Source organism: Ciceribacter thiooxidans, from assembly GCF_014126615.1.
In the GTDB taxonomy this organism is placed as follows: Bacteria; Pseudomonadota; Alphaproteobacteria; order Rhizobiales; family Rhizobiaceae; genus Allorhizobium; species Allorhizobium thiooxidans.
The window spans coordinates 1,101,823-1,123,132 of record NZ_CP059897.1 but is presented as its reverse complement, the minus strand read 5'-3'; the positions used below and the strand labels follow the sequence as shown (position 1 = coordinate 1,123,132).

The 21,310-nt window shown below is 65.6% G+C and carries 21 protein-coding genes and 1 pseudogene; 16 read left to right on the top strand and 6 right to left on the bottom strand.

Going from position 1 to position 21,310, the window contains the following annotated elements; genetic code table 11:
- Nucleotides 1-379: 379 nt before the first annotated feature.
- From glgA to H4I97_RS23235, 3 genes are read left to right on the top strand one after another with little or no spacing between them, the layout of a single operon-like run.
- The gene (glgA, locus tag H4I97_RS23245) at nucleotides 380-1,888 is read left to right on the top strand and encodes a glycogen synthase GlgA (RefSeq protein WP_182308054.1); all 1,509 of its coding nucleotides are present in this window, start codon (nucleotides 380-382) and stop codon (nucleotides 1,886-1,888) included.
- Between the two features lie 59 nt (nucleotides 1,889-1,947).
- On the top strand, nucleotides 1,948-3,822 hold the full coding sequence (gene treZ / locus H4I97_RS23240) for a malto-oligosyltrehalose trehalohydrolase (protein ID WP_182308053.1): 1,875 nt from the start codon (nucleotides 1,948-1,950) through the stop codon (nucleotides 3,820-3,822).
- Nucleotides 3,823-3,851: 29 nt separating this feature from the next.
- Nucleotides 3,852-4,085, top strand: coding sequence for a hypothetical protein (locus H4I97_RS23235; RefSeq protein ID WP_182308052.1), 234 nt, complete (start codon nucleotides 3,852-3,854; stop codon nucleotides 4,083-4,085).
- Nucleotides 4,086-4,094: 9 nt separating this feature from the next.
- Here H4I97_RS23235 and H4I97_RS23230 read toward each other — a convergent pair whose 3' ends face one another.
- Nucleotides 4,095-4,262, bottom strand: a complete 168-nt coding sequence (locus H4I97_RS23230; RefSeq protein ID WP_182308051.1) for a hypothetical protein — start codon at nucleotides 4,260-4,262, stop codon at nucleotides 4,095-4,097.
- 228 nt (nucleotides 4,263-4,490) lie between these two features.
- On the opposite strand from H4I97_RS23230, the gene H4I97_RS23225 reads away from it, so the two are divergent.
- Nucleotides 4,491-5,012, top strand: a complete 522-nt coding sequence (locus tag H4I97_RS23225; RefSeq protein ID WP_244658841.1) for a sigma-70 family RNA polymerase sigma factor — start codon at nucleotides 4,491-4,493, stop codon at nucleotides 5,010-5,012.
- Nucleotides 5,013-5,022: 10 nt separating this feature from the next.
- Here the strand turns inward: H4I97_RS23225 and H4I97_RS23220 are convergent, their stop codons facing one another.
- Nucleotides 5,023-6,045 (bottom strand): Gfo/Idh/MocA family protein, encoded by a 1,023-nt coding sequence (locus H4I97_RS23220; RefSeq protein ID WP_244658840.1) that lies wholly within the window; start codon nucleotides 6,043-6,045, stop codon nucleotides 5,023-5,025.
- Nucleotides 6,046-6,047: 2 nt separating this feature from the next.
- Nucleotides 6,048-7,031 carry an MDR/zinc-dependent alcohol dehydrogenase-like family protein gene (locus H4I97_RS23215; protein ID WP_182308050.1) on the bottom strand — a complete coding sequence of 328 codons (984 nt, stop codon included), beginning with the start codon at nucleotides 7,029-7,031 and terminating at the stop codon, nucleotides 6,048-6,050.
- Nucleotides 7,032-7,208: 177 nt separating this feature from the next.
- Here H4I97_RS23215 and H4I97_RS23210 point away from each other — a divergent pair, with 177 nt between their 5' ends.
- From H4I97_RS23210 to H4I97_RS23175, 8 genes and pseudogenes are all read left to right on the top strand, one after another.
- Nucleotides 7,209-8,315 carry an NAD-dependent epimerase/dehydratase family protein gene (locus H4I97_RS23210; RefSeq protein ID WP_182308049.1) on the top strand — a complete coding sequence of 369 codons (1,107 nt, stop codon included), beginning with the start codon at nucleotides 7,209-7,211 and terminating at the stop codon, nucleotides 8,313-8,315.
- A gap of 50 nt (nucleotides 8,316-8,365) precedes the next feature.
- Nucleotides 8,366-9,445 (top strand): annotated as a pseudogene (locus H4I97_RS23205) (NAD-dependent epimerase/dehydratase family protein); the annotation flags it as partial.
- On the top strand, nucleotides 9,442-10,572 hold the full coding sequence (locus H4I97_RS23200; RefSeq protein WP_244658839.1) for a glycosyltransferase family 4 protein: 1,131 nt from the start codon (nucleotides 9,442-9,444) through the stop codon (nucleotides 10,570-10,572). The pseudogene H4I97_RS23205 and the gene H4I97_RS23200, both read left to right, overlap by 4 nt.
- Nucleotides 10,569-11,678, top strand: coding sequence for a CgeB family protein (locus H4I97_RS23195; protein WP_182308047.1), 1,110 nt, complete (start codon nucleotides 10,569-10,571; stop codon nucleotides 11,676-11,678). The genes H4I97_RS23200 and H4I97_RS23195 overlap by 4 nt, the downstream gene beginning before the upstream one ends.
- A 14-nt stretch (nucleotides 11,679-11,692) precedes the next feature.
- On the top strand, nucleotides 11,693-12,799 hold the full coding sequence (locus H4I97_RS23190; RefSeq protein ID WP_182308046.1) for a CgeB family protein: 1,107 nt from the start codon (nucleotides 11,693-11,695) through the stop codon (nucleotides 12,797-12,799).
- Nucleotides 12,796-13,944, top strand: a complete 1,149-nt coding sequence (locus H4I97_RS23185) for a CgeB family protein (RefSeq protein WP_182308045.1) — start codon at nucleotides 12,796-12,798, stop codon at nucleotides 13,942-13,944. The genes H4I97_RS23190 and H4I97_RS23185 overlap by 4 nt, the downstream gene beginning before the upstream one ends.
- Nucleotides 13,932-14,957: a UDP-glucuronic acid decarboxylase family protein gene (locus tag H4I97_RS23180; protein ID WP_182308044.1), complete on the top strand. Its 1,026-nt coding sequence runs from the start codon at nucleotides 13,932-13,934 to the stop codon at nucleotides 14,955-14,957. The genes H4I97_RS23185 and H4I97_RS23180 overlap by 13 nt, the downstream gene beginning before the upstream one ends.
- A gap of 4 nt (nucleotides 14,958-14,961) precedes the next feature.
- Nucleotides 14,962-15,729 carry a TIGR04290 family methyltransferase gene (locus H4I97_RS23175; RefSeq protein ID WP_182308043.1) on the top strand — a complete coding sequence of 256 codons (768 nt, stop codon included), beginning with the start codon at nucleotides 14,962-14,964 and terminating at the stop codon, nucleotides 15,727-15,729.
- 60 nt (nucleotides 15,730-15,789) lie between these two features.
- On the opposite strand, the gene H4I97_RS23170 is transcribed toward H4I97_RS23175, so the two are convergent.
- The gene (locus tag H4I97_RS23170; RefSeq protein WP_182308042.1) at nucleotides 15,790-16,215 is read right to left on the bottom strand and encodes a CBS domain-containing protein; all 426 of its coding nucleotides are present in this window, start codon (nucleotides 16,213-16,215) and stop codon (nucleotides 15,790-15,792) included.
- Between the two features lie 176 nt (nucleotides 16,216-16,391).
- On the opposite strand from H4I97_RS23170, the gene H4I97_RS23165 reads away from it, so the two are divergent.
- The 3 genes from H4I97_RS23165 to H4I97_RS23155 all read left to right on the top strand — a co-directional run bounded on the left by H4I97_RS23165 (nucleotide 16,392) and on the right by H4I97_RS23155 (nucleotide 18,033).
- The gene (locus H4I97_RS23165) at nucleotides 16,392-17,075 is read left to right on the top strand and encodes a UdgX family uracil-DNA binding protein (RefSeq protein ID WP_182308041.1); all 684 of its coding nucleotides are present in this window, start codon (nucleotides 16,392-16,394) and stop codon (nucleotides 17,073-17,075) included.
- 71 nt (nucleotides 17,076-17,146) lie between these two features.
- Nucleotides 17,147-17,653 carry a ferritin-like domain-containing protein gene (locus H4I97_RS23160; protein WP_182308040.1) on the top strand — a complete coding sequence of 169 codons (507 nt, stop codon included), beginning with the start codon at nucleotides 17,147-17,149 and terminating at the stop codon, nucleotides 17,651-17,653.
- 23 nt (nucleotides 17,654-17,676) lie between these two features.
- On the top strand, nucleotides 17,677-18,033 hold the full coding sequence (locus tag H4I97_RS23155; protein WP_182308039.1) for a hypothetical protein: 357 nt from the start codon (nucleotides 17,677-17,679) through the stop codon (nucleotides 18,031-18,033).
- Between the two features lie 106 nt (nucleotides 18,034-18,139).
- Here H4I97_RS23155 and H4I97_RS23150 read toward each other — a convergent pair whose 3' ends face one another.
- Both H4I97_RS23150 and H4I97_RS23145 read right to left on the bottom strand, forming a co-directional pair.
- On the bottom strand, nucleotides 18,140-18,511 hold the full coding sequence (locus H4I97_RS23150) for a nuclear transport factor 2 family protein (RefSeq protein WP_244658838.1): 372 nt from the start codon (nucleotides 18,509-18,511) through the stop codon (nucleotides 18,140-18,142).
- Between the two features lie 825 nt (nucleotides 18,512-19,336).
- Nucleotides 19,337-20,257, bottom strand: a complete 921-nt coding sequence (locus H4I97_RS23145; RefSeq protein WP_182308038.1) for a choline sulfate utilization transcriptional regulator — start codon at nucleotides 20,255-20,257, stop codon at nucleotides 19,337-19,339.
- Nucleotides 20,258-20,352: 95 nt separating this feature from the next.
- On the opposite strand from H4I97_RS23145, the gene H4I97_RS23140 reads away from it, so the two are divergent.
- The gene (locus H4I97_RS23140; RefSeq protein ID WP_182308037.1) at nucleotides 20,353-21,303 is read left to right on the top strand and encodes a choline ABC transporter substrate-binding protein; all 951 of its coding nucleotides are present in this window, start codon (nucleotides 20,353-20,355) and stop codon (nucleotides 21,301-21,303) included.
- Nucleotides 21,304-21,310: the final 7 nt, after the last annotated feature.

Here is a 21,310-nt window from a genome sequence, read left to right as displayed (position 1 = left end):
GCTGCCGCGTATCCGTCAAGACTCTCCCGCTCTTCGATGCAGTCTGCACCAGGCCGGGCGAAAAAGTTTTCGACACGAAGGAAACTTCCGTCACATCCCAGTGTTGTGGGATTGCCGGCGCGGATACGCAACGCCCGGTTCGATCCTCCCAGGGCCCCGTCGCCGCCAGGCGACGGGGCTTTGGCGTCGAGGAAAGAAACATCGTCGATGCGGCTCCGGGGCTGGAACTTTTGTCACACGCTTACATTATTCCTCGCATCCGGGGCACAGCGTCCGTCGTCTCGGCGGACATCCGGAGTATCCCCAAAACACAGCATCAGGTAGCCGACAAACATCGATCTTTGTCCGACGCGAACCGGAGAAGGCACGGGAACTCGCAATGAAGGTTCTGGCGGTAACCTCTGAGTTCTTCCCCTTCGCGAAAACCGGGGGGCTTGCGGATGTGACCGGTGCGTTACCGAAGGCGCTTTCCAATCTCGGCGTGTCCACCACGACCCTCATTCCCGGCTACACGACCGCTCTGGAGCGGCTGGCCGGCCTGCTCGTCCCCGTCGCCGAGATGACCCTTCTCAGCGAACCGGTCATGCTCAGGAGAGCGAGAACCGGAGCCGGAGAGATCCTCGTTCTCGATGCGCCGTCGCTGTTTCATCGTGCCGGCGGCCCTTACAGCGACGAGAACGGACAGGATTTCGGCGACAACTGGAAGCGGTTCGCGGTGCTGTCGCTCGCAGGCGCGGAAATCGCCCGCGGAGCCCTGCCCGGCGGGCGACCGGACGTCGTCCATGTCCACGACTGGCAGGCGGCACTGACGCCCGTCTACATGAGACACCGAGGCTGCAGCGTGCCGACGGTGCTCACAATCCACAACCTCGCCTTCCAGGGACAGTTCGATGCGAGCCTCCTGCCGTTCCTCGATCTGCCGGCCTCCCATTACCGCACCGAGCTCATGGAGTATTACGGTGGCATCAGCTACCTGAAGGGCGGCCTCGTCCACGCCGATGCGATCACCACCGTCAGCCCGACCTATGCCCGCGAAATCCTGACCGCGCGCTTCGGCATGGGGATGGAAGGCGTTCTGCGCACGCGGCGCAACGATCTCCTCGGAATCGTCAACGGGGTCGACGAGGAGGTGTGGGACCCGACGACCGATCCCTACCTTCCCTACAATTACGGGGCGACCAACCCGCGGCAAAAGGAGAAGAACAAGAAGATCTTGCTGCAGCGTCTCGGGCTCGACACCGATCCGGGACCGCTGTTCGGCGTCGTGAGCCGGCTCACCTGGCAGAAGGGTATGGACCTGCTCGCAGCCGCGGCGGACGATTTCCTGTCGAAAGGAGGAAAACTCGTCATCTGCGGCCGTGGCGACCGAGCCATTGAGCAGCAGCTGGAGGCGCTCGCGCACGCCCATCCCGGCCGGATGTCGGTCTATGTCGGGTACGAGGAGCATCTGGCGCATCTCATCCACGGCAGTGCGGACGCGATTATCCAGCCGTCGCGCTTCGAACCGTGCGGACTGACCCAACTCTATGCATTGCGTTATGGCTCCGTTCCAATCGTCTCCCGCACCGGCGGGCTCTCCGAAACGGTCATCGACGCCAATGTCGCGGCACTCTCCGCGCGGGTCGCGACCGGCTTCCAGTTCCACCCGGTCACCGTTGATGCGCTTCGCCATGCCCTCAGTCGTGCACTCCACGCCTACCACGACGGCAATCACTGGGCACGCCTGCGCGGCCAGGCGATGAAGGCCCGCTTCTCGTGGGATCGGAGCGCCAGGGAGTATGCATCGCTCTACGGACGGTTGTCGGGAGTGACCATCGGACAGTCGACGGAGGTCGGATTTACCGAGCCCTCGGCCGGCCGTCGTTCCGTTCGTCGGATGGTGCGCTGAGGCGGAACCTTTTCGACAGACGTGCTGTTACTGGCACACCAAAAGCGAAGGGGCAAAACATGGAGGGGCGGCACCAGAACGCGCGGCAGGCGAAGGCAGAGGCCTTTCCTGGCGACAAGCGTTCTTTTCGGAAAAGCTGGGGCGCGGAGATCATCTCACAAGGCGAGGTCCGCTTTCGTATCTGGGCACCGTCGTCGGCCGGCATGCGCCTCCGGATCGAAGGGCGTGACGACCGGCAGATGACGCCTGCCGGCGACGGCTGGTTCGAGCTCGTCGTGCATGGGGTCTACCCGGGAGCCCGCTATTCCTTCGTGCTCCCCGACCAAAAGACGGTGCCGGACCCGGCGTCGCGTGCCCAGGTTTCGGGAACCGAAAGTCCGTCGCTCGTCGTGGACCCCTTGGCCTATGCCTGGAAGAACAGTGGCTGGCGCGGCCGCCCGTGGCACGAGGCGGTGTTCTATGAATTGCACGTGGGAACGTTCACCGCCGAAGGGACTTTCAGGGCCGCAGCCGAACGACTGCAAGAACTCGCGGAACTCGGCATCACCGCCATCGAACTGATGCCGGTCGCCGCCTTCTACGGCGAGCGCGGCTGGGGCTATGACGGCGTGCTGCAATATGCGCCCCACACGGCCTACGGCGATCCGGACGACATGAAACACTTCATCGACACTGCCCACGGCCTCGGAATGATGGTGGTGCTCGACGTCGTCTACAATCACTTCGGCATCTACGGGAACTACCTCACCCATTACGCGCCGGACTTCTTCGATCCGGAGAGGGGGACCCCGTGGGGACCGGCACCCGACTTCGGCAGGCAGCCCACCCGCGATTTCGTGCTCGAGAACGCGCTCTACTGGCTGGAGGAATTCTTCATCGACGGCCTTCGCCTCGATGCCATCGACCATTTCGTCGACAAGCCGGGCAGGACGCCTCTGCTGACGGAACTCGGAACCCGCGTCGCGGCGAGCTTTCCCGGCCGCGAGATCCACCTGATCATAGAGGATGCCCGCAACGTCACCGGGCCGATGGAGCTGCAGTCCGACGGAACGAGACGCTTCGTCGCCAAGTGGAACGACGATTTCCATCACGTGGCCCATGTGATCGCCACCGGCGAGACGGCGGGCTATTATCTCGACTTCTCGGCCGATCCTTTCCGCCTGCTCCGGCGCTCACTCGCCGAAGGCTTCGTTTATCAGGGAGAGCCTCGCCCCACGCTCGACGGCAAGACGGTCGGCGAGCCGAGCGGGCACTTGCCACCGAGCGCCTTCGTCAACTTCCTGCAGAACCACGACCAGATCGGCAATCGCGCCTTCGGGGAGCGGCTGCGGTCCACCGCCGATCCGCGGCTCGTCGACGCCCTGATGGCGGTGCTTCTGCTTTCGCCGCAGATCCCGCTCCTCTTCATGGGCGAGGAATTCGCCTGCGAACAGCCTTTCGTCTTCTTCTGCGATCACCCGCGAGAGGTTCACGAGGCCGATTACCAGGGCAGGCTCCGCGAGGCGCGCAATTTTGGCCATGGATCGGAGCACGCGGTCGACATCGAGGGACTGCCGGACCCGAACGACCGGAAAACGTTCGAAACGTCCAAACTCGACTGGGCGGCCGCCGTGACACCGAAAGGCCGGGCGTACCGGGCCTTCGTCGGCGATCTCGTCGAGGCGCGACGACGATTTGTCTGGCCGCTCACCGCCCGCGCGACGGAGATGGGCGGCAGGATCCTGACGCAGAAGGACGGGCTCATCGCCATCGACTGGGTATTTGATGAAGGAAAACTGGAACTGCGGGCCAACCTGACCGGTTCATCATCAGAAGTGCCGGCCGTAGACGGCCGGATCGTCCACCGATGGCCGAAGGATGCAACGATGGCACGGACCGGCGCGCTCGAGCTTGCGCCTTATGCCGTCTGCCTCGCTGCGGGTCGGCACGGCTGAAGTCGGAAAAGACACGGGAGAAGAGGAAAATGGAACAGGAATTTCTGGATATCGTACCGCATTCGAACGGCTGGTGCTTCGTCGGGCACGGCCTGCGCTCGCCGGCATATTCGAGCTATCACCTGGCGCTCGCCGCGGCGAAAAAACTCCGCTCGGAGCGCAAAACCGGCAACGCGCCTGTGCTGCGTCATCTCGACCTCAAAGGTCGCCTGCTGCCGATCGACGACCGCTTGGTTTTTGCCGAGCCACACTTCGCCGGTTGAGACGCAGAGCTAGTTCTTGTCCGCCATCCGGTCGAGCGCGACCTGCAGTTCCTCGGCGAGCTCCTGAATGCGCGGGGGAACGGGGCAGCTCTCGATCTCGGCCAGAAGCTGTCGCAGCTTCGCGTCGACGGCCCTGTCGGCCGTCCTGCGGCCCTTTCGCTCTTGGGTTTCGGTCAATCCTGGTCCCCGGAGATTGCCGCGCGTTCACAAGGGCGAAGCGCACGATGGAATGTGGTGAGGGAAATTCCTCTCCTCAAACTGAGAATATGACGCGGCGCGGTCCTTTTCAATGCATTCGGCGCGGAGGGGCGTCGGCAACTTGACGTAGAAGTCTTGGAACCTGTACCGGACTGTCGCGTTGATCGGGAACACCCGCACTGCTGCCAACCGAGAGGATTACCGGTCGTGACCACGTATCCGCAAGGAACTGTTGCGCATCACGAGATCGTCGACCTCATACCGGCCCTGCGAGCCTTTGCCAGATCTTTGTGCCGACAACCGGACGAAGCCGACGATCTCGTGCAGGAAACGTTGATGAAGGCACTCGGCAATCTCGACAAGTTCGAGCGCGGCACACGTCTCAAGTCCTGGCTCTTCACGATCATGCGCAACACCTTTCTCACCCGCAGGCGAACCGCCGGTCGCGAGCCGGTGGGCATCGAGGAGTGCGTCTCGCAGATGCCGCAGATTGCCGCCGACCAGGAAGGCACCCTGCGTGTCTCCGACGTGAAGCGCGCCCTTGCGCGCCTGCCGCAGCACCACCGCGAGATCATCGTCCTGGTGGTGATGCTGGGCGAGCGCTACGAGGACGCCGCCGTCATCTGCGGTTGCGCGGTCGGAACGGTGAAGAGCCGCCTTTTCCGTGCCCGCCAGCGGCTGCAGGCCGAGCTCGGCGAGCCCACCGAGATCGCCAACTCCCGGCCCTGAGTCCCGGTCTTCAGGTGCTGAGATAGATGCGGTCGAGCGTTTCTGCGACCTGCGCCATATGCTCGATTTCCGGATCATAGCCCGGATCGGCCGCAAGCTGCGTCAGCCACAGACGGGCCGCCCGACCGCCCCATTCGTCCGGCGGAGCGACGAGACGTTCCTGCGAGGTGCCGCGGAGAAGGACGGTCTCGAAATCGTAGAACGAACCCGCGAGATTGCGGAAGGAGGCGGATGCCTCGGTGCCGTGGAAGCTCGCCTCGATCACGGCGTCGCATCCGGCATTGAGTTTCCACGAGCAGGCGAGCCGGACGTTCACACCGTTCGCAAGCGAGATCGTCGCACTGGCGAAATCCTCGGTCACCTCGCGGGCGCCCGTCAAACGCCGTCCTTCGGCGAACAGGGCGCCGCGGACCTCGCCGACCTCGGGCCAGTCGAGCACGTCGAGCGCGAGATCGACGAGGTGAATGCCGAGATCCATCAGGCATCCGCCGCCGGAGAGCGTCTTGTCGTAGAACCACGCCTTGTCGGGGCCGTAGGCGTTGTGAAACACCAGCTCGACGTCGAATATCCGGCCGAGCTGCCCGCCCCTGACGCGGTCGCGCAGAACGCGGACCCCTTCGGCATGGCGATAGGAGAGGTCGACGCCGAGCAGCACGTTCCTTGCCTTAGCCGCCGCGATGACGGTCCGCACCTCGTCGGCCGTGCGTGCGAGTGGCTTCTGGCAGAATACCGCGAGACCCCGGTCGATCGCCCGCAGCGCCTGCTCCGCATGGACGGCGCTCGGCGTGGCGATCACGACGCCGTCGAGGTCGCGATCGAGCAGGGCGTCGAAGCTCGAAACGCATTCCGCCGCAGGGGCGGCCCGGCAAGCTTCGGCGATCCGCTCGTCCGACGGGTCACAAAGCACGACCTTGCGGCACAGACCGGTATCGACCATCGCCTGCAGGCGCGAGAGGCCGATCCAGCCGACGCCAAGAAAGGCGATCCGCCTGCCGATCTCCTGCGGTACCGGTCGGGTTATCGGATAGGCCACGCTCACAGCACCACCACCGCTTTGAGAAAACCGTCGGGACGATCGCGCGTCGCGTTCAGCGCCTCTCCGAGTTCGGAGAGATCGAAGCGATGCGTCAACAGCCTCCCCGGGTCGATCCTGCCGCTCGCCACCGCATAGACGGCCTTGCGGATACCGCTCACATAGACGGCCGGGTCCCGCTCATGTGCGTTGATCACGTCCAGGCCGCGCCAGTTCCACATCTGCATGTTGACCTGTCGCGGTCCGTCCTGGTGGTAGCCGGCGATCACCAGCCGGCCGCGCTCACCGGTGAGTTCCGAGGCAAGATCGAGCGAAGACTGTTTGCCGACGGCCTCAATCACGACGTCGCAGAGCGCCCGGTCGGTCAAGGACCTGACCTCGTCGAGAACCGCGCCGCTGTCGTTCCAGGCCAGCGTCGTTTGAGCGCCCGCACGGCGACCGACCTCCAGCGCGAACGGTCGCCGGGAGATGCCGATCACGGTCGCGCCCGCATCGACGCAGAGCTGGGTCAGAAGCGCACCCAGAAAGCCGAGGCCCACGATCGCGACGGTCTGGCCTTCCTCGACGCCGCTGCGCTCGAAGATATTCATCGCACATCCGAGGGGCTCCCCCGGAAACGGCTGGCCCGCAAGCGAATCCGGAAGCTTCACGACGGCATCTGCCGCCGCCACGTCGTATTCGGCATAGGCGTGATAGGAGAGCGCGGCAACACGGTCGCCGGGCTGCAGGTCGTCGACGCCCGGACCGACGGCATCGATCCAGCCCCAGCCCTCGTGTCCGAGCCCGCCGTTCTCGGTCGGAAACGTCATCCAGTCCGGCCCCGACCACGGCCCGAGGTTGGAGGCGCAGACACCGCAACCCTCGAGACGGATACGAACCTCCCCGGCCTTCGGTTCGGGCAGCGGCGCCTGCCGCACCTCCATCCGTCCCGCCCCGGTGATCACCGCTGCACGCATCATCGCTTCGGTCGGCAACATTGCCTCCATCTTCTCGTCTCCTTCGCAGACTCCGGCCCTCAACAACAGGCGCGAGGACCCTTTTGTTCCGGTCGCAAGGGGCCGCGCGAGAGCAGCAAAGAAAATGACATTGATGATGAACCGAGGGGGGAACAATGCTTTGCCCGCATTGTTGGGCCGGGTGTCTTAAACAGTCAGGCGGTGGCCATGTCGAAAATTCTTGTTACTGGTGGTTGTGGTTTCATCGGGCGCCACGTTGTCGCGGAACTCCTTGCAAAAGGGCACGACGTGCGCGTCCTCGATTCTCTCGTCGAGCAGGTCCACACCGACGAGGCGATCGATCTTCCCGCGGAGGTTGAGGTTATATATGCCGACATCCGGAACCGTGACGCGGTCAGAAACGCCCTCGTCGGTATCGAGGCGGTGGTTCACCTCGCCGCGGAAGTCGGCGTCGGGCAGTCGATGTACGAGATCGTCCGGTATGTCGGTGGAAACGATCTCGCAACCGCCGTCCTCCTGGAAGAACTGATCGACACTCCCGTCAGCAAGATCGTCGTCGCCTCGTCGATGAGCATTTACGGCGAGGGTCTCTATGTCGACGAGCAAGGGCGCCGGCACGACCGTATCCAGCGCTCCGCCGAAGCGATGCGCCTCGGGCACTGGGAACCGACGGGTCCCGACGGGCAACCGCTCACGCCGGTGCCGACGGACGAAGAGAAGTCCGCAAGCCTCGCCTCGATCTACGCGCTCACCAAGTATTTCCAGGAGCAGGCGGTACTGATCTTCGGCCGTGCCTACGGGATCGACGCCACGGCGCTGCGCCTGTTCAACGTCTTCGGCGCCGGCCAGGCACTCTCCAATCCCTATACCGGCGTCCTCGTCAACTTCGCCGCACGGCTCGCCAACGGTCAACCGCCGGTGATTTTCGAGGACGGTCTGCAGCGCCGCGATTTCGTGCATGTGAAGGATGTCGCCCGCGCCTTCCGCCTTGCTCTCGAAAAGCCCGCAGCCGCGGGACACGTCTTCAACATCGGCAGCGGCAATGCCTATGCCATCGCCGACGTCGCCGCCATGCTCGCATCCGCGATGGGGGTCCCCGAAACCACGCCAGAGATCCTGGGACGGGCTCGGGCCGGCGATATCCGTCATTGCTTCGCCGACATTTCCAAGGCGCAGGAACTCCTCGGTTTCGAGCCACGGCTCAAGTTGGAGAATGCCCTCGAACCGTTCGTCGAATGGGTTCGCGGCAGCAGTGCCGTCGATCGCAGCCAGGAGATGCAGCGCCAGTTGCAGGAGAAGGGGCTGGTATCATGACGGGCGAAAACCCGAACGCGACGACAAGACAGGCCGACGTCCACGGTCGCGCGGCACCGTCTCTCGGCGGCCGCATCCGGCCTGTGGTAATCACCGGCGGCAGCGGCTTCATCGGCTCGAATCTCGCCGCAAGCTTCCTCGACGAGGGCCGTGACGTCGTCATTGTCGACAATCTGAGCCGGCCGGGCGTCGACCGCAATCTCGAGGATCTGAGCGACCGCTACGGCCGGCGCGTGCACACCGCGCTTTGCGACGTCCGCGACCTCGACGCGCTGATGCCGGTGATCGCCGAGGCGGGCGCCGTCTTTCATTTCGCCGCGCAGACCGCCGTGACGACGAGCCTCGCCGATCCGCTCGAAGATTTCGAGGTGAACGGCCGCGGTACGATCAACGTGCTCGAGGCCGTGCGCAGAGCCGGACGGAAGGCGCCGGTCGTCTTCGCGAGCACGAACAAGGTTTACGGCTCGCTCTCGGATCTCGCGACCGTTCCGATCCAGGGCCGCCATCTGCCGGACAATCCGTCCGTGCGGGAGCGCGGGATCGGCGAGGACCGGCCGCTCGACTTCTGCACCCCCTACGGCTGCTCGAAAGGTGTGGCGGACCAGTACGTACTCGACTACGCGCGATCCTTCGCCATCCCGGCGGCCGTGCTGCGGATGAGCTGCATCTACGGCCCGCGGCAGCTCGGCACCGAAGACCAGGGCTGGGTCGCGCATTTCCTGCTCTGCGCCCTCTCCGGCCGACCGGTCACCATCTACGGCGACGGGCGCCAGGTTCGCGACGTGCTCTATGTCGACGATGCGGTGGCCGCCTACCGTATGGTCCATGCCCGCATCGATGACGTCCACGGCCGCGCGTTCAATCTCGGTGGCGGCCCCCGCAACGCGGTCAGCATCCTGGAACTGCTGCGCGAGGTCGAGGCGGTGACCGGGCAACCGGTCGAAACCGAGTTCCACGACTGGAGACCCGGCGACCAGCTCTACTTCGTCGCCGACACCGGCGCCCTCGCCCGGGAGCTCGGCTGGCAGGCCCGCGTCACCTGGCGCGCGGGGCTTCACCGGCTCGCGGAATGGTTCCTCGCCCATCCTCCGGTCGAACGACCCCAGGCCGCCAAGCGGAGGACCGCATGACGTTTCGGAATTTCGGAACCCCGCCGCCACGGCGCATTCTGATGACCGTGGACGCGGTCGGCGGCGTGTGGCGCTATGCGCTCAATCTCGTCCGCGGACTGCGACGTCACGGCGTCGACGTCGTCCTCGTCGGCTGCGGGCCCCAGCCCGACGAACGGCAGGTCGCCGAGGCGCACGACGCGCATGCACTCGTCTGGCTCGACCAGCCCCTGGACTGGATGGCCGACCGGCCCGAGGAACTCGCCGGCCTCACTGCCCTGCTTGCCGGGCTCGGAGACGAATATGACGTCGACCTTCTGCATCTGAATCTGCCGACCCAGGCGGCGGGGATCGAGACCGAGCGGCCGGTTCTCGTCGTTTCCCACTCCTGCGTCGTCAGCTGGTTCGCCACCGTCCGCAACTCTCCCCTTCCGGCCGACTGGGACTGGCTCGAAAGACTGAACCGTTCAGGCTTCGATCGCGCCGATGCGGTTGTCGTCCCGAGCGCCGCGCACGGCGACCTCCTCACCGCCTGCTACGGTCGCCTTCCGGGCCTCGTCACGATCCACAACGGCGACGACCCCGTCGTCGCTGGCGCCGCCAGGGAGGCCTATGTCTTCAGCGCCGGGCGCTGGTGGGACGAGGGAAAGAACGGCGGGGTCCTCGATCGCGCCGCGGCCGCGGTGAGCTGGCCCGTCATTACCGCCGGTGCGAACATCGGACCGTCCGGTGACGGCATGGTGTTCGAAAACACCCGTCATCTCGGACGGCTTTCTCCCGGCGAAACGCTGGCGCTCGCCGACCGGGCGGCGGTCTTCGTCTCGCCGTCGCTGTATGAACCCTTCGGGCTCGCCGTCCTCGAGGCCGCAGCGCGCGGCGCCGCGCTCGTTCTTTCCGATATCCCGACCTTTCGCGAACTCTGGGACGGGGCCGCGCTCTTTGCAGACCCGGCCGACGCCGGAAGCTTCGCCGACGCGATGGAGCGGCTCGTGCGGGACGGTGACCTGCGTCGGACCCTCGCGGACGAAGCGGGACGCCGCGCCGGCGCGTTGACTCTCGAGCGGCAGGCCGCACGAACGGTCGAGCTCTATCGGCGGCTCGCACCCTCGGTCAGCGAGCCGGTGAGAATGGCAGGAGGTGCCGCGTGAAATTCGTCTTCTACACCCACTCTCTGCTCTCCGACTGGAACCACGGCAACGCACATTTCCTGCGCGGCGTCATGCGCAACCTCGTCTCGCGGGGGCATGAGGCGCTGGCGCTCGAACCGGCCGATTCCTGGAGCCGGCAGAACCTGATGGACGAGCAGGGCGAAGCGGGCACCCGGAGCTTCCGGCGCGCCTATCCCGAGCTGCGCGTGGTGATCTACGGGAGCGCTTTCGACCATGCCGCCGTGCTCGCCGATGCCGACGTGGTCGTCGTCCATGAATGGAACGATCCGGCGCTGGTTTCGGAAATCGGCCGCCTTCGCCACGATCATGACTTCCTGCTCTTCTTCCACGACACCCATCATCGCGCCGTCTCGGCCCGCAGGGAGATCGCAGCGCTTCGCCTCGATGATTACGACGGGGTGCTCGCCTTCGGCGAAACGCTCTCCGAGCAGTACCGCGGCGCCGGCTGGGGCGACCGGGTCTTCACCTGGCACGAGGCCGCCGACGACACGCTCTTCAGGCCCTTGCCGGATGTCGAAAAGGCGGGCGACCTCGTCTGGGTGGGCAACTGGGGCGACGACGAACGCTCCGCTGAAATCAGCGAGTTCCTCGTCCGGCCGGTGCAGCGCACAGGGGTCGCCGCGACCGTCCACGGCGTGCGCTACCCGCCGGATGCCCTGCGCCGCCTTTCGGAAACCGGGATCGCCTTCGGCGGCTGGATCGCCAATGCCGACGTGCCGGCGGCCTTCGCCCGACACCGGCTGACGGTGCATATTCCGCGCCGGCCCTATGTCGAGAGCCTCCCCGGCATCCCGACGATCCGGGTGTTCGAGGCGCTCGCCTGCGGCATTCCGCTGATCTCCGCGCCCTGGCCGGACAGTGAAAATCTCTTCCGTCCCGGAGAGGATTTCCTCGTGGCGCGCAACGGCACCGAGATGACCCGGCTGATGCGGGCCGTCCTGAACGACGAGGATCTGCGGACCTCACTCGTCGAGAACGGGCTCGAAGCCATCCGCACCCGCCACACCTGCCGCCATCGCGTCGATGAACTGCTTGCCACCGTCGCCGCGTTCGGACGTTCCTCCGCCGGACGTCTCATCGCCTGAAGGGAGCCTGACGAATGAAGATCGCATTCTACGGATCGAGCCTGCTGTCTGCCTATTGGAACGGCGCCGCGACCTATTATCGCGGCCTCCTCCGGGCGCTCAGTGAACGCGGCTACGACATCACCTTCTATGAACCGGACGCCTATTCGCGGCAGGACCATCGCGACATCGACCCGCCCGACTGGTGCACCTCCGTCGTCTATCCGGCGACTCGCGAGGGCCTGCTCGGGGCGGTCGCGGAAGCCCGGAACGCCGACATCGTCGTCAAGGCGAGCGGCGTCGGCTACGAGGACGACGCGCTCGCCGCCCTCCTTCTCGAAAAGGCCGCGCCGGATGCGCTGACGGTCTACTGGGACGTCGACGCGCCCGCCACACTCGCCGAGCTCGCCGCCGCGCCCGATCATCCGCTGAACCGCATGATCGGCCGCTTCGATCTCGTCCTCACCTATGGCGGCGGACCGCCGGTGGTCGACGCCTATCGCGCCGCCGGCGCCCGCGACTGCGTGCCGATCTACAACGCACTCGACCCGGCGACCCATCACCCCGTGCCGCCGGACCCGCGCTTTGCGGCCGATATCGCCTTTCTCGGCAATCGCCTGCCGGACCGGGAAAGGCGCGTGGAAAGTTTCTTCCTCGAACCGGCCGCAAGTGTGCCCCGGGCGCGTTTCCTGCTCGGCGGTGCAGGCTGGGACGGCAAGCCGATGAGCGACAATGTCCGCTACGTTGGGCATGTCGGCACTGCCGACCACAACGCCTTCAATACATCGCCGAAGGCCGTTCTCAACATCTCGCGCGAGTCGATGGCGAGAACCGGCTTTTCCCCCGCGACGCGCGTCTTCGAGGCAGCCGGTGCCGGCGCCTGCCTCATCACCGATGCGTGGGAAGGGATCGAGCTCTTCCTCGTGCCCGGCGAGGAGGTTCTCGTCGCCCGCGACGGGCAGGATGTCGCCGAGATCCTGCAGGACCTCACGCCCGCGCGGGCCGAGGCGATCGGAAAGGCCGCCCTCGCCCGCGTGCTCGCCGAACATACCTACGCCCAGCGCGCGGTGATCGCAGACAATCTCTTCCACGATCAGCACAGCCTTCGCCGCCGCGCCACCATGAGGGAGCGTGCCGTATGACCAGACCGCTGAACATCGTCTTCATCGGCCTCACGCTCTCCTCCTCCTGGGGCAACGGCCACGCGACCACCTATCGCTCGCTGCTGCGCGGCCTGCACGGCGAGGGACACGAGGTCCTGTTCCTCGAATGCGATGTGCCCTGGTATGCGAACCGGCGCGATCTGGCCGAGCCGGATTTCTGCACGCTGCGCTTCTACCGCGATGTCGATGAACTGCTGTCCACCTATTCCGGACGCCTGAGGCAGGCGGATGCGGTCATCGTCGGCTCCTATCTGCCGGACGGGGTGGAGGTGATCGACGCCCTTCTCGATATGCAGCTCCAGGCGCTCTGCTTCTACGACATCGATACGCCGGTGACGCTCGCCGGCATCGAACGGGGCAGCGAGGATTATCTGGCCCGCAGGCAGATCCCGCGCTTCGACGTCTATTTCTCCTTTTCGGGCGGCGAGGTCCTCCACCGACTGGAGGACCGGTATGGCGCACGGCGGGCCGAAGCGCTCTACTGCTCGGCCGATCCTGCACGGTACCGGCCGACCGAGGAGGCTCCCCTCTGGGATCTCGGCTATATGGGAACCTACAGCGCGGACCGGCAGCCGGCGCTCGAAGCGCTGCTCCTTTCCCCTGCCCGGGAGCTTCCGCAGATGCGCTTCGTCGTCGCCGGCGCGCAGTATCCCGACGACATCGACTGGCCGGCCAATGTCGAGCGGATCGAACATCTGCCACCGGCCGAGCACGCCACGTTTTATGGTCGCCAGCGGTTCACGCTCAATCTCACCCGCGCAGACATGGTGGCCCTCGGCTGGTCGCCGAGCGTCCGGCTGTTCGAGGCGGGCGCCTGCGCGACGCCCGTCATCAGCGATCGCTGGCAAGGGATCGAGGAGCTCTTTCCCGACGGCGAGGCGATCCTGCTTGCGCAATCCGGCCGCGACGTCGTGTGCTTCCTCTCGGAAACCGGCGAAGCGGCCCGGCGGGCGATCGGCGCACGGGCCCATGACATCGTGCTGCGGGACCATTCCGCCGCTGCGCGGGCACGGCAAATCACCGGGGTTCTCCGGAGCCTCGAACGCAACAGCCGGCGGCAGCGGGCGGCCCTGTCCGCCACCGCCGGCACGACCCCAACGGAGGGAATGAGATGCGACGTATAGCCGAACAGAAAACGGTCAAGTCGATCATCGTCGCCGGCGGCGCCGGCTTCCTTGGTTCCCATCTCTGCGACGCCCTGCTCGCCAGGGGCCATCGGGTGCTCTGCATCGACAACTTCCTGACAGGCTCCTTCGCGAATGTGGCACCGCTCTGCAATCATCCGCGTTTCTCGCTCCTCGAGCGGGACATCTGCGAGCCACTCGCCGTCGACGGCCGGTATGACGAGGTCTACAATCTCGCCTGCCCCGCCTCGCCGCCGAGCTACCAGGCGGACCCGGTCCACACGATGATGACCAATGTGAGCGGGACGGCGAACCTGCTCGCACTCGCCGAGCGCAGCAAGGCGCGCTTCCTGCAGGCCTCCACCAGCGAGGTCTACGGCGATCCGGAGGTACATCCGCAGGTGGAGACCTATTGCGGACATGTGAGCTGCACCGGGCCGCGGGCCTGCTACGACGAAGGCAAGCGCGCCGCCGAGGCGCTTTGCTTCGACTACCAGCGCATGAAGCGTATCGACACCCGTGTCGCCCGCATCTTCAACACCTACGGGCCGCGCATGCAGCCGGACGACGGCCGGGTGATCTCCAATCTGGTGGTGCAGGCGCTGACCGGCCGCAAGCTCACCGTCTACGGCAAGGGCGACCAGACCCGCTCCTTCTGCTACGTCTCGGACCTGGTCCGCGGGCTGATCGCGCTCATGGAGGTCGCCGAGAACCCGGAAGTGCCGGTCAATCTCGGCAATCCGCGCGAATGCTCGATCGCCGAGATCGCCGAGCTCGTGCGGTCGATGACGGCGCGGCGGGTCGAGATCGTCAATGCACCGCTGCCCGTCGACGATCCGAAGCGCCGCCGCCCGGACATCGCGCGTGCGCGCTCGCTGCTGCGATGGGCGCCTGAAGTGCCGCTGGAGGAAGGCCTTCGCCGGACGATCGACTGGTTCGAGCAGACGGTCGCCGACGGAACCGAACGGCGGCCGGCGCGCGCCGCCGGGAACCTGGCAAACGTCTGGAGCTGATGTTATGGCCGTCCCCGAACGAAAACTGTCCGAGACCGAACGGCGCATCGACGAACTCGGCCCGTGGTTCCACAATCTGCGCATCGAAGGGATCGAGACCGCGCCCGACCATTTCCTCGGCGACTATCCGGCCTTCAAGTGGAAGCACTTCCGCCACGTCGTCCCGGACGATCTCGAAGGCCGCAGCGTCCTGGACATCGGCTGCAATGCCGGTTTCTACTCGCTGCAGATGAAGGAACGCAATGCCGGCCGCGTGGTCGCGATCGACAGCGATCCGCGCTATCTCGATCAGGCGCGTTTCGCCGCCGAGAAGGCGGGGCATGGCGACATCGAATTCCGGCAGATGTCGGTCTACGATGTCGGGAGCCTCGGCAATCGTTTCGACCTCGTGATCTTCATGGGCGTTCTCTATCACCTGCGCCATCCGCTGCTGGCGCTCGACCTTCTCCATGAACATGCCGTCGGTGACCTCCTCCTCTTCCAGTCGATGCAGCGCGGCCCCGACCGGGTCACGGCGGTGGCGGAGGATCACGATTTTTCCGAATGGGACATCTTCGAGGATGCGGCCTTTCCGCGTCTCTCCTTCGTGGAAAACCGCTACGCCGCCGATCCGACAAACTGGTTCATCCCCAACCGGGCGGCGGCCGAGGCGATGCTGCGAAGCGCCGGCTTCGTCATCGAGGAACATCCCGAGCGGGAGGTCTATCTCTGCCGTCGGGGGACGCGGCCGGAGGCCGTCGAGCCGCCCCCGAGGATCGCTCCGGCCAACTGACGGACACGAAAAAGCCGGCGCGGAACGGTTCCCGCGCCGGCCTTGGTCGATGCATGGCTTCTAGTGCGCGTGCGCACCGCCCGGCCGGGCGACCTTGCTGAGGCCCGAACCGGCTGCCTGCGCATCTCCGAGTGCGGCATCGCCGATCGACACGACGCCGGTCAGCTGCTTGTCGCGGTTCACCACCGGCAGGCGGCGGACCTTGATCTTGCCCATGTTGCGGGTCACCTCGTTGATATCCTCGTCTTCGAAGCAGTATTTGACGTCGCGTGTCATCACCTCGCGAACCTTGGCATCGGTGCCGAGGCCGTCGGCGAGTGCACGAGTGACGAGGTCACGGTCGGTGACGGTCCCGATCAGGCGGTCATCCTCGCCGACCGGCATAAAGCCAATCTCCCGCTCGGCCATGATCTTGGCGATCTCGGCGACGCTCTGGTGCGGATTTGCGACCTGAACGTCGCGCGACATGATGTCGGAAACTTTCATGGCATTGCTCCTTTCATGGTGGAGAATACGCCGGGATCTGCGAGAGGCCGGGCGGCTTGCGGCCGCCATGACGCTCTCGGGCGGATACGGCGCTCATCTGCCAAACCGGGGCACGGGTAAAAGGTTCCCGAAATGGTCCCGCCGGAACAAGCAAGGCACGGGGTCGTTCGGGTGAAATGGAAGCCGACAGCAGAATACGCTCGACTGCGGCGCGGCAGAGCCGACACCCCGCGGCCGGACCCGCCCTCACCGCCGACCACGCGAATGCGCCATCCCTGGCGGCGCTCGGCGAGGAAGCCTCGGGCTGTAAACGATGTGACCTCTACCGCGATGCGACCCGGCTCGTCTTTGGCGAAGGCCCGAGGGATGCGCGTGTCGTGCTCGTCGGCGAACAGCCGGGCGACCGGGAGGACATCGCCGGACGACCCTTCGTCGGCCCGGCCGGACGCGTGCTCGACGAGTGCCTCGCCGAGGCCGGCGTCGACCGCAACATTTGCTACGTCACCAATGCGGTCAAGCATTTCAAGTTCACCCAGCGTGGCAAGCGACGGCTGCATTCCCGTCCCAATGCCGGCGAGGTCCGGGCCTGCGCCTGGTGGCTCGGAGCCGAACTCGACGTGCTGCGGCCGACGCTCGTGGTCGCCCTCGGCGCGACAGCGGCCTATGCGCTCCTCGGCAACGGCATCAAGGTCACCGCGGCGCGCGGGCAGGTGTTTGTTCCGCCTTCCGGTCCGCCGGTGCTGGTGACCATCCACCCCTCCTACCTGTTGCGGGTCCGCGGCCATGCCGATGTCGCCGCCGCGCGAGACGCATTCGTCGAGGACTTGCGACACATCGCCGAACATGCAGGGAACCCTTGAGGACCTCCGGGGGTTCTTCCCCACTCGACAGATCGATACGCCTCCCCGAAACAGACCGGAGAAATGAGACCATGAGCGAACTGCGCGACAATTACATCGGCTGGATCCGCGATGCCCACGCAATGGAGGAGCAAGCGCTCACGATGCTGAGCTCGCAAGCCGAACGGCTCGACAACTACCCGGAACTGCGGACCCGCATCGAGCACCACATCGAGGAGACCCGCGGCCAGTCGCAGGCGCTCGAACGGGTTCTCGATCGCCTCGACGACGACACGTCCATGCTGAAGGTCGCCGCCGGCAAGTTCTCTGCGACCATGCAGGGCCTGGGCGGCATGTTTGCAAGCGACGAGGTCGTCAAAGGTACCCTCGCCGGCTACACCTTCGAGCACATGGAAATCGAGAGCTACCGCGTGTTGATTGCCGCCGCCGAGGCCATGGGCGATACCGAATCCAAGGCGGTCTTCGAAACCATCCTGCAGCAGGAGGAGGCGATGGCGAACTGGCTTGCCGCCAATACCGGCAAGACGGTGAAGACCTTCCTCGCCCGCGACGAGGCCGATCTCGAGGCGAGCCACTGACGGTTCGGAGCGAGGAGAGCACGATGACGGATTCCCGACACCGGCGCAGCGACGATACCGCCGCCCAGGTCCGCGGTGACATCCAGCAGGGGCTGACCGGAGACAAGCGACGCGGCTTTGATCCGGCCGCAGCGCCGCTGGAGACCGACGGCGAGGCCGCCGGAACGCCCATGACCGCCGAGGAGGCGCGTCTCGCGCGTGCCGGCGAACGTGCGGGCACGCGCGTCGACCGCTCCGAAAACTTCGACACGGCGATGCGCGGCGACGAGGCGGCGGTGCCCCGGTCGCTTCGCAGCCGTCACATCGCGCTCGCCATCCTGCTGGCATTGGTCGTGGCCACCTTGTTGATCACCATCGCCGGCCTCGGCCTGCTGTGGTGAGGGAGAAATCTCCACGAAATGACAGAGGGGGCGCGCACCCGGGCGCCGCAATCAAGGGTTTTTCTCCGGGACTACGGAGCAAAGCGAACGAGGGCAAAGGCGGACATCAAGACCTGATTGTACCCTGGTGAAAGAGCATTTGCCACCTGAGGCCGTCATGCTTCCAGACGGAGCTGCGAAGCACACACCTCCTTGAACCATCCCGATACGAGCGCTCCGTCTCGTACGTCAGAAGCACAGCGTCGTTCGAGATGGGTCTCAGGACGTAGTTCGCCGTCCGGAGCTCGCCTTCGGTACCGCTCTCCTGCATGAGAAGATCGAGGACGGCGGCTCGGTCGTACACAGTCCCGGATGCTCCAAATTCCACAAAACCTTCAGCGAGCAACGCCCCGACGGCCTCCCTGGACCGCCTTGTTTCCGGGCGGTGAAGGGCTTCTTCCAGAGATTGGATTTCCTCAAGGCTGGGAATGCTGTTCAAGGCCCGTACCTCGTTCGACACTGTTTCAGTGTACCTGTGATCTCACGCCACGCAACGCCGTACCCGTCCCCTCGTCCGGCGTCGCTTAAAATTCCCCAACAAAATCAATCGCCACCCCTCGATTTCATTCATCCCCTTCCGACCTATCGTAGAATTACCCCGTTCCGCCGTCGGATACACCGGACCATGCGAAGTCTGGCGAGGCGGGATCGGCGCCGGGGTCGACGACTGTCGCAGGTCGAAAGCCCCGGCCGCTGCAACGGTCTCCCCCCGCGGGAGGCGGAAGGCGAGCCGGTCCGGACCGGCTCGCCGTCACCGCCGCTAACGCGGACGTGCCTCAGAGGCACACAGACAGGCGCCCTGGGAGCTTGAAAAAGCCCCCCGGTGAAAAAGACGGCGGGGTGAGCCCGAGGATCGTGAATGATCCCGGCTCGTCTGCCGGCGAGGGTCAGGCCGGACGGTACCATCCGGCGGGATCTTCCCGGGCCACCGGCCAGGCGTCAGCGAAGGTCCGTCACCGCACGGATGCGCGCTCGACGCCGATCCGCGCCGGCCGATGTCGAGACTTCAAGGTTTCGGCAAAGGCGCCGCCTTGCCAGAGAGACGCATGCAGCGGGACAGAACGCCGAACGGGGCGCCGAGAGGTGCCATAAAAAATAACTTACGAGGCAGCTTTCAGCGCCCCGTCCAATCCCCGCGTCCGAAAGGACAGAAGGGGAAACCGAAATGCCAAATGCCACGGCGGGAGACCGCGCGTGAACGCATCAGCGTGCCCGGGCGGCAGGCAGCCGAACGCAGGAGGCAAGCATGCAATTGCGACTGATGTCAAACGCCCGCAGACCAGCCGTTGTCCTTCGCCTCGCTCGCCAGCCACTTCGCCAGCCATTCGACGTGGCGGCCTGGTTGGTCCGGCGCCACCAGCCAGTAGCCGCGTCCCTTTGCCTGCAGCGTCGGACCGATGGCGCGGAGAATGCCGGACGCCATAGGCGCGTCGATGAGCCCTTCCCATCCGATCGCAATTCCCTGTCCCGTCAGCGCCGCCTGCACGACGAGAGAATAGGTGTTGAAGGTGAGGTCGACGTGGCCGGCCTGCGCCTCTCTCTTCGCGCCGAAGTGCGACAGATAGGTCGTCCATTCGAACCATGGCGCCTGCGAGGGACTGTCGAGGTGGATCAGCGTCGACCCGGCAAGCGCGGACAGGTCGTCGAACGGCCCGTTCTTTTCGGCGAATGCGGGTGTGCATACCGGCGTCACGACCTCCGGCACGAGCAGGCTGGCGTCCGCCTTCACGTCGCTCTTGGCACCGAAGACGACGGCAATTTCGTTGTCGCCGAGGCGGGCTTGCTGGAACCGCTGTGTCGCAACGATCTGGATGTCCAGTTCGGGATGGAGGCGCCGCACGGCGTGCATTCTCGGCATCAGCCAGAGCGCGGAGAAGGCATAGTCCGTCAGCAGCCGGACCGTCGCGCGGTCGCGCTCGGCATGGAACCCGCGCACGGCGTCGTCGATGTCCCCGACCGCCCTCCGGGCGATCTCGAACAGCGCCCGCCCCGCCGGGGTGAGCTCGACGCCGCGGTGGACGCGCTCGAAGAGCGCGACGCCGACCTCCTCCTCGGCGCGGCGGATATGGTAGCTGATCGCCGGTTGCGACATGTTCAGCACGTTTGCCGCCGCCGTCAGGCTGCCCTGTCTCGTCGCCTCGACGAAGACACGCATCCAGCCGAGGTCAACCGGTCGCTCTCGCATCGAAAATCCTTATGGCAAACATCGAGAAAACCCGTCTTCACAGGGAGAGAAAATAGACCGACGAATACGGAAATCAAATAACAAGGGGAATGAAAATGAGGAAGAATCCTGCTACCGCCGGCATCACCCTGGCGATCCTTCTTTCGGTTTCCGTCGCAGGAACGGCCCGCGCCGGCGAAGACGCGGCGTGCAAGACCATCCGGATGTCCGATCCCGGCTGGACCGACATCACCGCGACCAACGGCGTCGCCGGCGTCCTGCTTTCCGCGCTCGGCTACGAAGCCGACGTCAAGACGCTCTCGGTACCGATCGGCTACGAGGCGATGAAGAACAAGGAGATCGACGTCTTTCTCGGCAACTGGATGCCGGCGCAGAACGCTTTCATCGAGGACCTGAAGAAGGCCGACGCCATCGAAGTCATCGGCCGGAACCTCGAAGGTGCGAAGTTCACGCTTGCCGTGCCGTCCTACGTCGCCGACGAGGGTGTAAAGGACTTTTCCGACCTTCAGAAGCATGCCGACGAATTCGACCACTCCATCTACGGGATCGAGCCCGGCGCGCCAGCCAACGGCAGCATCCAGAAGATGATCGACGCGGGCGAGTTCGGCCTCGGCGAATGGAAGCTCGTCGAATCGAGCGAACAGGCGATGCTGGCCCAGGTGCAGCGAGCGTCCGAGAAGAAGGCGGCGATCGTCTTCCTCGCCTGGGCGCCGCATCCGATGAACAATCAGTTCGAGCTCACCTATCTCTCCGGCGGGGACGCCTACTTCGGGCCGAACTACGGAGGTGCCGAGGTCTACACGCTCGCCCGGAAGGGCTGGACGGAGATGTGCCCCAACTCGGCACGCTTCTTCAAGCAGCTCACCTTCGACATCGGCATGGAAAATACCCTGATGGGGAAGATCCTCGGCGGCGAGGAGCCGAAGGCGGCAGCGGCCGCCTGGCTGAAGGAGAACCCGCAGTCCCTCGGGCCCTGGCTCGAGGGTGTGACGACGTTTGACGGCGCGCCGGGCCTTGAGGCCGTCAAGGCGTCCCTCGGGCTCTGAGCAGGAA